Here is a 12,589-nt window from a genome sequence, read left to right as displayed (position 1 = left end):
ATTTACTACCACGGTTTTACTAACCCAACTACGGCTACGATGCCAAAAACCAAGAGCAAGATACCAGCAAAGCGATTTACCCAGACAAGACGGGACGGAGAAATCTTTTCTTTCAGATAAGCTACGGAACAACTCAGACAAAGCCACCATAAAATGGAGCCTGATGCGACGCCTCCTACCAACAAAACCGCCGACTCTCCGCCCGTATTGACAAGACCTAAGCCTAAGCCAGAAAAAACAGCGCCGAAAGAAAGAATTGTCATAGGATTCGTAATGGTCAAGAAAAAAGTCGATAGGTAGTTGCGACCCAAACTAAACACTTCGCCTTGAGCAGCCTGATCTCCCGGCTTTGACGCCAAAGTAGTCCATCCAAGGTACACTAAAAAGAAACTGCCAAACCACTGCAAAATAATAGCTTGATCCAGAAAAAACTGCGAAATAACAGTAAGACCAAAAGCGGCTGCGGCGCCATAAAAACCATCTGCTGTAGCCGCTCCCAAACCGGATATAAAGCCTCCGGCCATTCCCTGTGTTAAAGTTCGTCGAATGCACAGTAACCCAATTGGCCCCACTGGCGCTGCAATAGAAAATCCTAAGATAAGTCCTTTCAGAAAAAAGCTCTCATCCATGCCCTTCCATCTCCTTAATCGGTAGTTGCAGCGACTCCTTGACTGTTGATAGAACAATGGTCGTGCGTGTTTTTATCACGCCAGGCACGGCTTTCAAATCTTCGCTGATCAGCCTTTCTAAATCACGCGTACCACTGCAGCGCACTTTCAAAAGATAATCCTCGGCCCCAGCCATATGATGACATTCCTGAATCGCCGGAGTCTCCGTCACAAAATTCAAGAAACCGGCTCGATGCTCTGGACGCTCTAAACATACGGCGATAAAGGCGGCTAACCCCAAGTCTAGTGCTTCCGGATCAATAACAGCGTTATAACCACGAATTACGTTTTTTTCTTCCAGCCGCCTGACTCGGTCTGCCGCCGCCGGCGCCGATACTCCTAAAAGTTGACCAAGCTCAGCCCAGGTGCTGCGTCCTTCAGTCATAAGTCGCCGGATAACTTTCAAATCCAATGAATTAATCATAAAAACATCTCTTTTCATTTGTTTTAATATTATATTACTTAATAAACAAAACATTAACAAGTTTTTTCGCAAAATAAGAAAATCCTGGCCGTCATAATTCGGCCAGGATTTTTGTTGTATTTGTCCATAGGGGTTGACAATGACCTTATGCGGTTGTATCTGAATGAAGTTTCATTTACATCATTTCTGAAAAACAGAAGCTACCTGTAGCAATAGCGTGGACCGGCCCAGTAATAACAATATGCCCGTCTTGCTGCACGGTAACCGCAAGAGTACCGCCAGGCATATGAACCGTAAGATTTCGTTCAACCATACCTAAAGCAAAAGCAGCTTTCGCCACAGCAGCGCTGCTACTGCCTGAAGCGAGCGTATAGCCAGCGCCGCGTTCCCAAATCTCAATTTCTAGATTATGACGGTCTAAAACACGTACAAATTGTACATTCGTCCGTTCTAAAAAATCATCATGCTGTTCTAGCAAGGGCCCCCAAGTATTTACGGTTTCCGTCGTAAAAGCTGGATCAAAAATCACACAATGGGGATTACCAATCGATAGACACGTCACTTGAAAACGTTTGCCATGAACGCAGATCGATTGTTCCAACATTTCTCGACGCGCTCCCGCTGCAGGAATGGCAGCGCTATCAAAAGTAGCTGTTCCCATATCCACGCAGATATTTTCGCCCATTTCATCAAGAATGGTGACTGCCACATCGCCGCCAAGTGTAGTCAGGGAAAAATGTTTTCCTTGTACATAACCTTGCTCCCAAAGAAACCGTGAAAAAATGCGAATCCCATTACCGCTTTTTTCCGCCTCGCTGCCGTCGGGATTAAAAATTCTGACCTGAATTTTTTCATCTTGAAAAAGCGGACCATATAAAATCCCATCAGATCCGATGCCAAAATGACGATCGCAGATTTTTTGGATACGCTGTGGTGTTAGTTCTAAAGAAAGTTGCTGCGGATCTATCACAATATAATCATTCCCTAAGGCTTCATATTTATAAAAATCATGTTTCATCGCTACTTCTCCTCCCAGAATTCCTCTGTTGATTTCGCTTTGCTCACTTATAAAACTATCTTTAGTATAATAAGCATTTTTTAAAACTTCTTGGCAATTATTGCGAAAATCATTGCAAAAAATGCTATAAAGACTACAATAGCAAGTAAGATGCAAACACCGTAATCACAAGAAGATTACGAATGAGCAAATCCTATAAATAGCCAATCATATCAATAGGAGGGCTTACAAAATTGATGATTGATGCACCACAGCAAGAAATCGCCAACGAACGAGGTTATTTAAATAAAGACTTCCAGTTCTTTCACCTCAAAGACTGTCGCGAAAACAAAATTGAATCTCACTTTCACGACTTTTATAAGGTGCTTTTTTTCCTAAGCGGCTCGGTCACCTATTTAATCGAGGGAATGAATTATCGCCTCCAGCCAGGCGATATTCTGCTGCTTCACCGCGGCACAATTCATAAGCCCTTAATCAGCGCCGACAGTACCTATGAACGCCAAATTGCCTGGTTCAGCCCTGCTTTTCTGAATCACAATAGTGAACAAGACTGCGACCTACAAGCTTGCTTTCAGCAAGCTCACCAAAACCGTTCTTTTCTGCTCCTCCCGTCAACAGCAATAAGACAGAAGCTCAGTATATTACTTACCGAATGGGAAACAGCTTTGACAGAAACAGGCTTTGGGCACAAACTGCGGCAACGGCTTTTAGCTTTAGAACTCCTCATCGCCTTAAATCAAGCGTATCAACATCCCGCCAGCGTTTCTCGTCAAGCAAGCTACTATGATAAAGCCATTGTGAACGCCTTAGTTTATATTGACAACCATCTTACCGCCCCACTAACAGTCGATCATTTGGCAGCCAGAGTCTGTTTAAGCAAATACCACTTTATGCGCAAATTCAAAGAACAAACTGGCTATAGCCCCCATCATTATATTACGCAAAAGCGGCTCATCTGCGCCAATCAATGGATTGACGCAGGCGAGCCGCTCTTAAGCGCCGCTTTAAACAGCGGTTTTAGCGATTATTCTACTTTTATCCGTTCTTTTAAAAAAGCCTATGGTCTAGCACCAAAAAAATACTATAATCGCCTTATTCCGTCGAACCGCGAAAAATAATGCGATTCGGCAATTCCATAATCTTCGGCGGCGCTTTACGGTCATTTTGTAAACGAAACATCATTCGTTTGACACAGGCAGCCCCCACATCATAAGACGGCTGATCAATCGCCGTAATTCCCGGACCAACAAGCTCCGCCCAATCCCAGTTATCAAAGCCGCAAACGCCTGCAGCAGCCGGGACTGGCAAATCAAGACGCTTCATGGCTTTTAACACCTGGAGCAACGCTACGCCGTTCGGCGTAAAAATCGCTTTCTTTCCCTCTGCTCCCGCTAAAAAAGCTAAAATTTCTTGTTCGATCAGAGCTTCATCTTCCATAGCCACAATAGCTTTCCAAGGTTCTTGGTGCAAAATCTCGCGACAAGCTTGTTCATAAGCCTGCAGTCGCAAAATTCTCGTTCCTACTTCATTTAAAGGCTCACTAAAAAAGGCAACTTTTTCGTACTGACGCGCCTTTAATCCGGCCATCAGTTCCAGCGTAGAAGTATAGTCTGTCGTACGAACTGTATCAAAGAGAGTAGGAAAAGTTGGCCTATCCGCTAGAATAATCGGCACATACTGCTTGGCGACTTCTAGTAAGAAAGCATTATTTTTACAAGTTGTATTGACAATAAGACCTTCGACGCGCTGATCAAGCATTGATAAAATATATTCTTGTTCCTTCTCAGGATTATTATCTGTTGTAGCAATCATCACATGATACCCGTAATCTTTGCTGCAGTCAGTAATCCCTTTGACCAAAATGGCTGAAAAAGGACTCGTAATATCCGCGATGATCACACCAAGTAAGCGACTCTTACAGGATTTTAAACTGCGCGCTAAATTATTGGGCCGATAGTCAAGCTCTTCAATCACGGCGGCAATCCGCTGCCGTGACTCTTCCGACATAAACCCAAACTTACCATTTAAATAGCGGGAAATCGTTGTCTTAGAAACACCAGCCTGTTTGGCCACTTCGGAAATCGTTACACGCTGTCGCCGTTCCATTAATTTTGCCGCTGCCGCGGCGAAGCCATACAAGCCAGCGCTAACGAATAGAGCTTGCCTTCGGCATTATCAGATCGAGAAGTCATCACAACAGGATGGGTTGTCCCTAAAATTACACCAGCCATTTTCGCCCCGCTATAATAAATAAGACCTTTCGTCAGCAAATTTCCTGATTCAATATTCGGCATAAGAAACAAGTCAACCTGCCCCGCTATCTGACTATCAATTCCTTTATGATGCGCCGCTTCCGGACTTACTGCCACATCTAAAGCAATCGGACCTTCGATTTGACCAAAGCGACAGAGTCCTGTTTTGACCGCAAGCTCCGCTAGGTTTTTCGCATCAACAGTTGCCGGCATTTTGGCGCTGACAGCTTCATTTGCTGTCAAAATAGCCACTTTCGGCTCGGCAATTCCGAGGTTTTGCAAGACTTGCAGGGCATTCATCAAAATGTCTTTCTTTTCTGCAAGTCCTGGCGCCACATTCATACCGCCATCGCTAAACGAAAGCAGGCGATCCTGCCCTGGTACTTCCAGAACCGCTAAATGCGACAATAGACGCCCCGTACGCAATCCCACAGCCTCGTTAAGTACGGCTTTCAAAAAAGTAGCACTGTTCACAAGTCCTTTCATTAACACCTGGGCTCGCCCACTACGTACTAGCGAAACAGCTTCGAGAGCAGCGGCCTGCTCGTCAGGCGCATCAATGATTAAAATATCGTCAGGCAAACCTACCTGTTGCACCAACGGTACAATTTTCGTTTTATCACCAACAAGAATCGCCTTCGCCAGTTTTGCATCAGCTGCCGCCTTGACCGCTTCCAAAACCTCTAAATCCTGAGCTACTGCTACGCTAATCGTAACAGGCCCTTTTTCTCTTGCTTGCTCTAGCAAATCCTTAAAATTTCGAATCATCTTTTCCACCCTTCCTGTACCACTCTCAAGAAAATTCAGCTCTATTTGGTGGTGTCATTTTTTTCGCAGGTTTTACAGTAGCCGTAAATTTCCAAAGAATGACTCACCATGCGAAACTGGTCAGCCGTCATCGATTTCAATTCATCAAAATGAACCGGACAATAATCAAGACACTCAATCTTACCACACAACAGACAGACAGAGTGATGATGGTGATGCTTATTCTTATTCAGTTCGTAAACAGTTCCTTCGCGCCCCGGATAGTTAATAGGACTGACAAAACCGAGCATAATAAATAATTTCAAATTGCGATAAACTGTATCAAGACCAACATCAGGGTGGGTTTCTCTGACCTTCTCTAAAATCGTATGGGCATTCATAAACTCTTTTGACTCAGCCAAAGCCCGAAGAACCGCCCGTCGCTGCGGTGTCATTTTATAACCTTGTTCTTTTAGGGCTTGAAAAACCTCTTCCACTTCTAACACCTTCCAGCTTCTGTTACGTCTTTCTCTCATTATAACGAATTCAACCAAGCCTAACAATCCCTTTCTGACTGAAGCGTCCAAGCGTAAAAACAGGAATCCGCCGGGTCATACCGAATATTTTTAAAAACGGAGGCGATGGTATGATGAGTAAACGAACAAGCACCCCGCTAAAACTTGAGACTCTGTCATTACAGTCCTTTCCTGCCTTAAAAATTGGTCATGAACAAGATGAAACAGCCAAAACAGGCTGCACTGTCATCTTATGCACCAACCAGGCAGGCGCCACAGGCGGAGTTGACGTGCGCGGCGGCGCTCCTGGCACAAGAGAAAGCGACTTGCTCCGTCCAGAAAATACAATCGAGAAGATTCACGGCATTATTCTATCTGGCGGTAGCGCTTTTGGCCTAGATGCAGCCGGCGGCGTCATGCAATTTTTAGAAGAACAAGGAATTGGCTTTGATGTGGGCGTTACGAAAGTTCCCATCGTTCCGCAAGCTGTATTATTTGATCTCACTTATGGCGACTGGCGCATAAGACCGAATCAAGCAATGGCTTATAGGGCTTGTGCCAAAGCCTTTAAGGCTGTCCCCTGGGAAGATGGCAGCATTGGCGCCGGTACCGGAGCGACAGTGGGAAAAATTCGTGGCATGGAATATGCTATGAAAGGCGGCCTGGGATCAGCCTGCTTTAAAATTGGTTCACTTTACGTAGGAGCTCTTGTTGCTGTAAATGCCGTAGGCGATATCGTTCAACCTAGTACAGGCAAGATTCTGGCAGGCGCTCTAGCTGATGATCATCAAACCTTCTTAAACACAGAGGAATATATTTTAAAAACAAATTATCAGAAACCTGTGACGTTCTCACGAGAAAATACAACCATTGGTCTAATCATGACCAATGGCCGGCTCACCAAGGCGGAAGCAAACAAACTAGCCACTATGACCCATGATGCTTATGCTCGAACCATTCGCCCGGTTCATACGCTTCATGACGGTGATACGATCTTTACCATGGCTACCAATGAAGTCGATACAAATCTAGACTTTCTAGGCGTCCTTGGTGTAAGAGCAATGGAACAAGCTATTTTAAACAGTGTAAACGCTATTACAAAATAACAAAGAGAGTCTTATTTGCTATTTCTTGCAAATAGGACTCTCTTTGTTTTCTTGTGCATCATTAAAATGGGATTTCATCCTTTTTAGTTTCAACGTACCAGAAGATTCGTTGCTTAATTGCGCCACGAATGTCTACCTTCATAAAAATCCTACGAAAACGAATTTTTATGCATGACAAGGTATAAAAAAAGCAACCCATCTAACTGGATATAACTATCCAATTAGGTGCGACGCCATTGTCGCAATACGAATAGAACTTCTTGCTCCGCTGCCTTTCGTATTTTTTACTTTTTACTGACATTCTAACTCAATCAATGTTCGGCAAATAATCCAAGTTCAAAATCAAGCCATTTTTGTTCTTCCAGTAATTCTTCCTGATCTTTGTCCAAAATTTCTTTCGCTACTTCTTGCGCCATAATTTCTTCTTGTGCATAGGCTTCCATTACGAACATATCATCACGCCTCCCTCATGTTTTAATTGATGTATTTTTGAATTAACGTATACATCAATTATGTAATACATTATAACAGTCTTTGCTTCATTTGGCTATACCCCAAGAAAAAGTTTTTATTTTTGGACTATTTTGCCAATATCATGTTATACTATCAATAGGTATTTTACGAGGTTCTATCGGTTTTCAGGTAAATTAACTAAAAATTTATAATTATCTTATTAGTAGCTATTAGAGTATTTTGTAAGTTATAATAAAATATTAGAGAGTGAAATTTTTTTTAATGGAGGCCCGCTATGCCCAAAGACTTAGAATTCCTTTCTACTAATGATACCTCGCTACGCAATAAGGTATTCCAACATATCAAAGCGCAAATCATCGAAGGAGCCTATTCCCCCGGCGATATTCTGCTAGAAACAAAATTAGCCGATGAGTTAGGCGTAAGCCGCACCCCCATCCGCGAAGCAATTTGGCTGCTGGAAGTAGAAGGTTTAGTAGAAACGACCGCAAAAAAAGGCGCTATTGTCCTGGGAATCTCGGCGAAAGATGTCGCTGATATTTGCGCTATGCGCCAATTGCTAGAAGGCTTGGCTGCCCGTTGGGCTACTAGTCGTTTAACCGAAAATGAACTGAAAGAACTACAAAAAATTGTTGATCTTACGGAGTTTTATGCTCAAAAACAAAATATGGAGGAAATTGCTGAGTTAGATAATAAGTTTCATCAGCTCATTTATGAGGCTTCCGGCAGCAAAATGCTTAATTTGACGTTAAGCAATTTGCATAAATATATTAAGCCAGCTCGCTTAAACTCCATTGCTGTAGAAAATCGTTTATCACAAACCATCACGGAACATATTACACTCATGGATGCCTTTTATAAACGTGATCCTGATGCTGCCGAAAAGGCCATGACCTATCATGTAAGTATGGCGCACCGTAACATTACCAGCCTCCATCACTAAAGGCCCGCAAAAATAAAAAAACACTTGGTTTCTAATCGAAACCAAGTGTTTTTTTATTACAACATGCCCAAGAAAGAAAAATCCAACTTTACGCCGCACATATCAGGTAATCTTTTTGTCGTTTTGGGACAAACAAGGTTCTGATAGCATCTTCGCTAACAATATTTCCGTTCCTTGCCTGTTGTAAAAAACACAATCCGCCGCGGCTTGCATAATCAGCAGGCCACGACCGCCTTCACGCCAGAGTTCTTCTTCGAGGCACTTATGACTATCTTGTGCTCGTTTTGACGCTGTAGCCAAACCTAGTCCTTGATGCTTCAAGCGAATCACAAGTACGCTGCCTCGCAAAATATCCATCGTGAGCTGACAAGGCTTGCCTTCACTAAAACGCAAGGCATTATTGACTGCTTCATTCACAGCAACTTCCATCATATGATATTGTCCTAGTAGCACTTTTTGCAAAAAACATTTTACAAGTGGTCTCACCAGTTTAAATTCAGCATAATCGCAAAAAGAAAAGACAATTAAACGCGGTCTCATTCTTCTTCCTCCCTCATTTTTACAGCTCTGGAGGAAATACCAAAAAGCAGGGAGCCGCCCCCTGACCTCAGAGCATGCTTAAAGATCCAGCATGGCAGCCTGGCAATCCTAGGTAAAACCCTTAGATCCAAGGCTTTGCGTCCTTGCCTTTCGGCAAGTTTGCCTAATATTTCACTAAGTAATTAATTTAATTTTACTGTAAAAATTCATAAAAAGTCAAGGAAATAACTGCCGTTTTTTTTACTAAAACACCATAAAATTACAAAATTCCAACTACGTTGTGTTCAAAAGACCTCTCAGAAACATCGCCGCTAAGCGCTGTACTGAGAGGTCTCTAGCATTGTTTAAACTACAGCTAACGAATCAGGTTACAGCTTTAAAACTGCCGTGCTAACAATATGGCGCTTCATGCCCAGTTCATCCTGCGACAGCCCTAAAGCAAGACCGATGAGCTGCGACATATGAAGAATAGGGATTTCCTTGGCCGCACCAACTGCAGCCTGTCCTTCTGGGTGGAACATATCAAGCTGCATCTGACATAGCGGGCAAGGCGTAACGAGACAGTCTGCCCCTGCTTTAATCGCGCTGAGATTCGTTTCTCCCGTCATCTTAAGCACACTGTCACGCGCTGGATATACAGCATGGAAGCCACAACATTTCAGTTTGGCATCAAACTCGACCGGTTCAGCTCCCAATGCGCGAATCAGATCTTCTAAAGAATGAGGCACTGCATGATCTTCAAAATTCATAATTTCAGGTGGTCTTAGCAGATGGCAGCCATAATAACCAGCCACTTTCATACCTTGCAAAGGGCGCACTACTTTTCCTTTTAATTTATCAAGACCATAGTCGCGAACAAGCGCCCACAGCAAATGAGTGATTTCGCTTGTTCCTTCATACTTCATCCCCGCCTTAGCTAGAATCGGGTTTACCTTTTCTTTCATGCCATGGTCTAATTCATGTTTTGCTTTGCGCAGCATGAGCGTACAAGTATTACAGACCGTCATAATATCAAGCTTCAGACCTTCCGCCAAAGCAATATTACGGGCATTCACGGACAGAGCTGTTAACTCATCAATATCTTGTACATGAGAGGCGCCGCAGCAAGTCCAGCCGGGAAGCTCAACGAGTTCAATTCCTAGTTTTTTCGCAACGGCAAGTGTTGCCATCATATCTTCTTTGGCCGCCGCTTCGAGGACACAGCCAGGAAAAAATCCATATTTCATTCTTTCTCCGCCTCCTTGACTGCTTTCATAATGGCTCTCACTTTGTCAATTCCCTGCACTGGCGTAGCCGAGTGAATCAGATGAAGCGGATTTAATTTGCCGCGAACAAAAAGACGCATAGCAAAAGCAGCGCGAGTCGACGACTTTAACAAGCCTTCGGTTTTTACCGACATGGTCGCTTCGTTTAAGCGACCTGTTTTGGCAATATCATCCCGGAAGGCCATACCATGACGAGCACCCATATTATCAGTCATACCAGCTTGGACCGATTTTTGCCGTAATTTTGATATATCTTCCGCTGGCTCTAAATGTTTCGGACACTTGGTCACACATTCCTGACAGTGCACGCATTTCCACAGACCTTTGGCCATGGCTGGCGTCAAATGAGCCATAAAATCTTTATCACGCGAGTCAGCCACAAATTTCTGGGCTTTACTGAAAATAAAGGGCTCTAAAAAGTCTCTTTCATCGGCGCTGAGCTTATTACATTCAGACGCACAAGAACCACAGAGAATACAGTCAGCTTGCTGACGTATCTTTTTAAAATCTTCCGGGGACTGACGACAGCCGCTTTTCGCCGTAAACTGTTCGTCAGGAATCAGCCACGGTTTGACTTCTTTTAAGCGCTGCGCCTTGGGCTCCCAGTCCACAACAAGATCGCGAATGACTTTGAAGTTTTGAATCGGGCTAATTTCGAGCGTATCGCCAAAGCGCGCTGTCACATCATCAAGACCAACTTCACAAGCCAGCATAGCCTGGCCATTGACCCGAACGGCACAAGCGCCGCAGACAGCAGACCGACAGGCAGCTACGAAAGTCAGTGTCGGATCCATCGTATCCTTAATTTTTATTAAACCCCATAAAATCGTTTTGCCAGGCTCATGAGGAAAACTGTATTCCTGTACAAAGGACTTATTATCTTGAAAACGGTGTATTTTATAGGTAATCTGTCGCATTAGTATTTCCTTTCTGCCGGTTGATGCTTCGTAATGACGACCGGCCGGTAGGATAATTTATAATCAGAACCATCTTTAGTGATCAGCGTATGTTTTAAGAAATTTTCATCATCGCGCTTTGCATAATCATCACGCAGATGGCAGCCCCGGCTTTCTTTGCGGGCTAAAGCGCCTGTTACAACAGCCTTGGCAATTGTCAACAGATTCCCCATTTCCACATAGTTTACGAAGGCGCTGTTAAATACACGGCTGCTATCGCCGACTACGCAAGTTTGGTATTCAGCAAGCAAACCATCAACGACTTGTGCTGCTTTTACCATATCGGCTTCATTGCGGAATACGCCCACATTGTACCACATGATTTCGGCCAAGCGATCACGAATCGACGCAACGGTAGCGCCTTTCGTCCGGGAAACAACTTCTTCAAAACGTTTTTCCCAGCCTGTTGCGGCTTCACTTAGCAAAGTTTCACCGGCAATCGTTCGTTTTCTGGCACAATCGCTAGCGCCCATACCTGCTACTTTACCAAAAACCATTACATCAGCAAGCGAGTTGCCGCCCAAACGGTTCGCACCGTGAATAGATACGCAAGCTGCTTCCCCGGCGGCAAAGAGGCCGCTGACCGCTGTAGCGCAGGTTTTATAATCGACTACGTCTATGCCGCCCATCGAATAATGGCAGGTTGGACGAATCGGAATCGGTTCTTTCACAGGATCAACATGTTCAAAAGAAATGGCCAGATCACGAATACCATGAAGTTTCTCGATAATCGCTTCTTCTGGTAAATGACGTACATCGACCTGAACGTAGGCAGTAATGCCTTCGCCAAAACCACGTCCTTCCTTAATTTCCGTTTCAATGCCTTTGGCAACAACGTCACGCGTAGCAAGTTCCATTTTTTCCGGGGCATAACGCTTCATAAAACGTTCGCCAAGACGGTTGATAAGATAGCCGCCTTCACCGCGCACTGCTTCTGACATCAAAATTCCGGTGCTAGCAAGGCCTGTCGGGTGGAACTGCACCATTTCCGGATCTTTTAGGGCAACGCCTGCTCTAAAACAAGCTGCCATACCATCGCCAGTAGAAGTGAAGGGATTGGTTGTACGCATCCAATACATCCGACCAGCGCCGCCTGTAGCGATGACTACACTTTTCGCGGCAATCGGCACAATTTCACCTGTTTTTATTTGTAGCGCCACTACGCCGCGCAGTTCGCCGTCTTCTACGACAACATCTAATAGCTGCCACTCTTGCAGCACTTTTACATCATGCTTCAAACACTGCTCGTACATGGTATGCAGTATGACATGGCCGGTTTTATCAGCGGAATAACAAGTACGCGGTGAAGATTGACCGCCGAAGTTACGCTGAGAAATACGACCTTCTTTGTCACGAGAAAAGGGAACGCCAAAATAGTCTATCTCGTTAATACAGTCAGGACTCATATTACAGAAAAATTCAATGGCATCTTGGTCGCCCAAATAGTCACTGCCTTTAGCAGTATCGAAAATATGTTTTTCTAAAGTATCGGTCGCATCGGCATTTTTCAGAACGCCGTTAATGCCGCCCTGAGCCATCGCTGTAGCCGAGCGGGTCGGAAATACCTTCGTCATCAAAGCTACATTTAAATCGCCCTGCCTTGCCGCTTCCAGCGCGGCGCGCATACCGGAGCCGCCGCTGCCGATTACTAATACGTCAAAAGTAAGCATATGTCACCTCAATC

Annotated in this window: 14 protein-coding genes and 1 riboswitch; of the genes, 3 read left to right on the top strand and 11 right to left on the bottom strand. The window is 44.4% G+C overall.

The features are described 5' to 3' along the window. Positions 1-5: 5 nt before the first annotated feature. From AC0NJP_RS12105 to dapF, 3 genes are all read right to left on the bottom strand, one after another. Positions 6-629: a LysE family translocator gene (locus tag AC0NJP_RS12105; RefSeq protein WP_474699957.1), complete on the bottom strand. Its 624-nt coding sequence runs from the start codon at positions 627-629 to the stop codon at positions 6-8. Continuing rightward, positions 622-1,092 (bottom strand): Lrp/AsnC family transcriptional regulator, encoded by a 471-nt coding sequence (locus tag AC0NJP_RS12100; protein WP_474699956.1) that lies wholly within the window; start codon positions 1,090-1,092, stop codon positions 622-624. Before AC0NJP_RS12100 ends, AC0NJP_RS12105 begins: the two co-directional genes overlap by 8 nt. Positions 1,093-1,267: 175 nt before the next feature. Further along, positions 1,268-2,110, bottom strand: a complete 843-nt coding sequence (dapF, locus tag AC0NJP_RS12095; protein ID WP_474699955.1) for a diaminopimelate epimerase — start codon at positions 2,108-2,110, stop codon at positions 1,268-1,270. 236 nt (positions 2,111-2,346) lie between these two features. On the opposite strand from dapF, the gene AC0NJP_RS12090 reads away from it, so the two are divergent. Then, positions 2,347-3,228: an AraC family transcriptional regulator gene (locus AC0NJP_RS12090; RefSeq protein WP_474699982.1), complete on the top strand. Its 882-nt coding sequence runs from the start codon at positions 2,347-2,349 to the stop codon at positions 3,226-3,228. Here AC0NJP_RS12090 and AC0NJP_RS12085 read toward each other — a convergent pair. Genes AC0NJP_RS12085 through AC0NJP_RS12075 form a run of 3 tightly spaced genes read right to left on the bottom strand, consistent with a single transcriptional unit; the run spans position 3,203 to position 5,606 of the window. Beyond that, on the bottom strand, positions 3,203-4,216 hold the full coding sequence (locus AC0NJP_RS12085; RefSeq protein WP_474699954.1) for a LacI family DNA-binding transcriptional regulator: 1,014 nt from the start codon (positions 4,214-4,216) through the stop codon (positions 3,203-3,205). The two genes, AC0NJP_RS12090 and AC0NJP_RS12085, sit on opposite strands and share 26 nt — an antisense overlap. Then, positions 4,216-5,130, bottom strand: a complete 915-nt coding sequence (locus tag AC0NJP_RS12080; protein ID WP_474038793.1) for a bifunctional enoyl-CoA hydratase/phosphate acetyltransferase — start codon at positions 5,128-5,130, stop codon at positions 4,216-4,218. The genes AC0NJP_RS12085 and AC0NJP_RS12080 overlap by 1 nt, the downstream gene beginning before the upstream one ends. Positions 5,131-5,171: 41 nt before the next feature. After that, positions 5,172-5,606: a Fur family transcriptional regulator gene (locus tag AC0NJP_RS12075; RefSeq protein ID WP_474699953.1), complete on the bottom strand. Its 435-nt coding sequence runs from the start codon at positions 5,604-5,606 to the stop codon at positions 5,172-5,174. Positions 5,607-5,755: 149 nt separating this feature from the next. Between AC0NJP_RS12075 and AC0NJP_RS12070 the strand changes: the two genes are divergently transcribed. After that, on the top strand, positions 5,756-6,730 hold the full coding sequence (locus AC0NJP_RS12070) for a P1 family peptidase (RefSeq protein ID WP_474699952.1): 975 nt from the start codon (positions 5,756-5,758) through the stop codon (positions 6,728-6,730). A gap of 311 nt (positions 6,731-7,041) precedes the next feature. Here the strand turns inward: AC0NJP_RS12070 and AC0NJP_RS12065 are convergent, their stop codons facing one another. Continuing rightward, on the bottom strand, positions 7,042-7,182 hold the full coding sequence (locus AC0NJP_RS12065) for a hypothetical protein (protein WP_474038796.1): 141 nt from the start codon (positions 7,180-7,182) through the stop codon (positions 7,042-7,044). Between the two features lie 296 nt (positions 7,183-7,478). Between AC0NJP_RS12065 and AC0NJP_RS12060 the strand changes: the two genes are divergently transcribed. Then, complete coding sequence (locus tag AC0NJP_RS12060) at positions 7,479-8,144, top strand: GntR family transcriptional regulator (RefSeq protein ID WP_474038797.1); 666 nt, start codon at positions 7,479-7,481, stop codon at positions 8,142-8,144. Between the two features lie 102 nt (positions 8,145-8,246). On the opposite strand, the gene AC0NJP_RS12055 is transcribed toward AC0NJP_RS12060, so the two are convergent. The 4 genes from AC0NJP_RS12055 to AC0NJP_RS12040 all read right to left on the bottom strand — a co-directional run bounded on the left by AC0NJP_RS12055 (position 8,247) and on the right by AC0NJP_RS12040 (position 12,575). Further along, on the bottom strand, positions 8,247-8,684 hold the full coding sequence (locus tag AC0NJP_RS12055) for an ATP-binding protein (protein ID WP_474699951.1): 438 nt from the start codon (positions 8,682-8,684) through the stop codon (positions 8,247-8,249). Positions 8,685-8,774: 90 nt separating this feature from the next. Next, positions 8,775-8,858: riboswitch (cyclic di-GMP riboswitch) on the bottom strand. A 194-nt stretch (positions 8,859-9,052) separates the two neighbouring features. Continuing rightward, on the bottom strand, positions 9,053-9,910 hold the full coding sequence (locus AC0NJP_RS12050; RefSeq protein ID WP_474038799.1) for a CoB--CoM heterodisulfide reductase iron-sulfur subunit B family protein: 858 nt from the start codon (positions 9,908-9,910) through the stop codon (positions 9,053-9,055). Then, the gene (locus tag AC0NJP_RS12045; RefSeq protein ID WP_474038800.1) at positions 9,907-10,866 is read right to left on the bottom strand and encodes a succinate dehydrogenase/fumarate reductase iron-sulfur subunit; all 960 of its coding nucleotides are present in this window, start codon (positions 10,864-10,866) and stop codon (positions 9,907-9,909) included. The genes AC0NJP_RS12050 and AC0NJP_RS12045 overlap by 4 nt, the downstream gene beginning before the upstream one ends. Continuing rightward, positions 10,866-12,575, bottom strand: a complete 1,710-nt coding sequence (locus AC0NJP_RS12040) for an FAD-binding protein (RefSeq protein ID WP_474699950.1) — start codon at positions 12,573-12,575, stop codon at positions 10,866-10,868. Before AC0NJP_RS12040 ends, AC0NJP_RS12045 begins: the two co-directional genes overlap by 1 nt. Positions 12,576-12,589 lie beyond the last annotated feature (14 nt).

This window comes from Pelorhabdus sp. sgz311002, from assembly GCF_056134285.1.
Note: the sequence above shows the minus strand (reverse complement) of the source record. Positions and strands in the feature narration are given on the sequence as shown.

What these genes read in the sequence shown, in the direction of transcription:
- AC0NJP_RS12105 (WP_474699957.1), bottom strand. Translation starts at nt 629, where the DNA reads ATGGATGAGAGCTTTTTTCTGAAAGGACTTATCTTAGGATTTTCTATT.
- AC0NJP_RS12100 (WP_474699956.1), bottom strand. Translation starts at nt 1,092, where the DNA reads ATGATTAATTCATTGGATTTGAAAGTTATCCGGCGACTTATGACTGAA.
- dapF (WP_474699955.1), bottom strand. Translation starts at nt 2,110, where the DNA reads ATGAAACATGATTTTTATAAATATGAAGCCTTAGGGAATGATTATATT.
- AC0NJP_RS12090 (WP_474699982.1), top strand. Translation starts at nt 2,347, where the DNA reads ATGATTGATGCACCACAGCAAGAAATCGCCAACGAACGAGGTTATTTA.
- AC0NJP_RS12085 (WP_474699954.1), bottom strand. Translation starts at nt 4,216, where the DNA reads ATGGAACGGCGACAGCGTGTAACGATTTCCGAAGTGGCCAAACAGGCT.
- AC0NJP_RS12080 (WP_474038793.1), bottom strand. Translation starts at nt 5,130, where the DNA reads ATGATTCGAAATTTTAAGGATTTGCTAGAGCAAGCAAGAGAAAAAGGG.
- AC0NJP_RS12070 (WP_474699952.1), top strand. Translation starts at nt 5,756, where the DNA reads ATGATGAGTAAACGAACAAGCACCCCGCTAAAACTTGAGACTCTGTCA.
- AC0NJP_RS12065 (WP_474038796.1), bottom strand. Translation starts at nt 7,182, where the DNA reads ATGTTCGTAATGGAAGCCTATGCACAAGAAGAAATTATGGCGCAAGAA.
- AC0NJP_RS12060 (WP_474038797.1), top strand. Translation starts at nt 7,479, where the DNA reads ATGCCCAAAGACTTAGAATTCCTTTCTACTAATGATACCTCGCTACGC.
- AC0NJP_RS12055 (WP_474699951.1), bottom strand. Translation starts at nt 8,684, where the DNA reads ATGAGACCGCGTTTAATTGTCTTTTCTTTTTGCGATTATGCTGAATTT.
- AC0NJP_RS12050 (WP_474038799.1), bottom strand. Translation starts at nt 9,910, where the DNA reads ATGAAATATGGATTTTTTCCTGGCTGTGTCCTCGAAGCGGCGGCCAAA.
- AC0NJP_RS12045 (WP_474038800.1), bottom strand. Translation starts at nt 10,866, where the DNA reads ATGCGACAGATTACCTATAAAATACACCGTTTTCAAGATAATAAGTCC.
- AC0NJP_RS12040 (WP_474699950.1), bottom strand. Translation starts at nt 12,575, where the DNA reads ATGCTTACTTTTGACGTATTAGTAATCGGCAGCGGCGGCTCCGGTATG.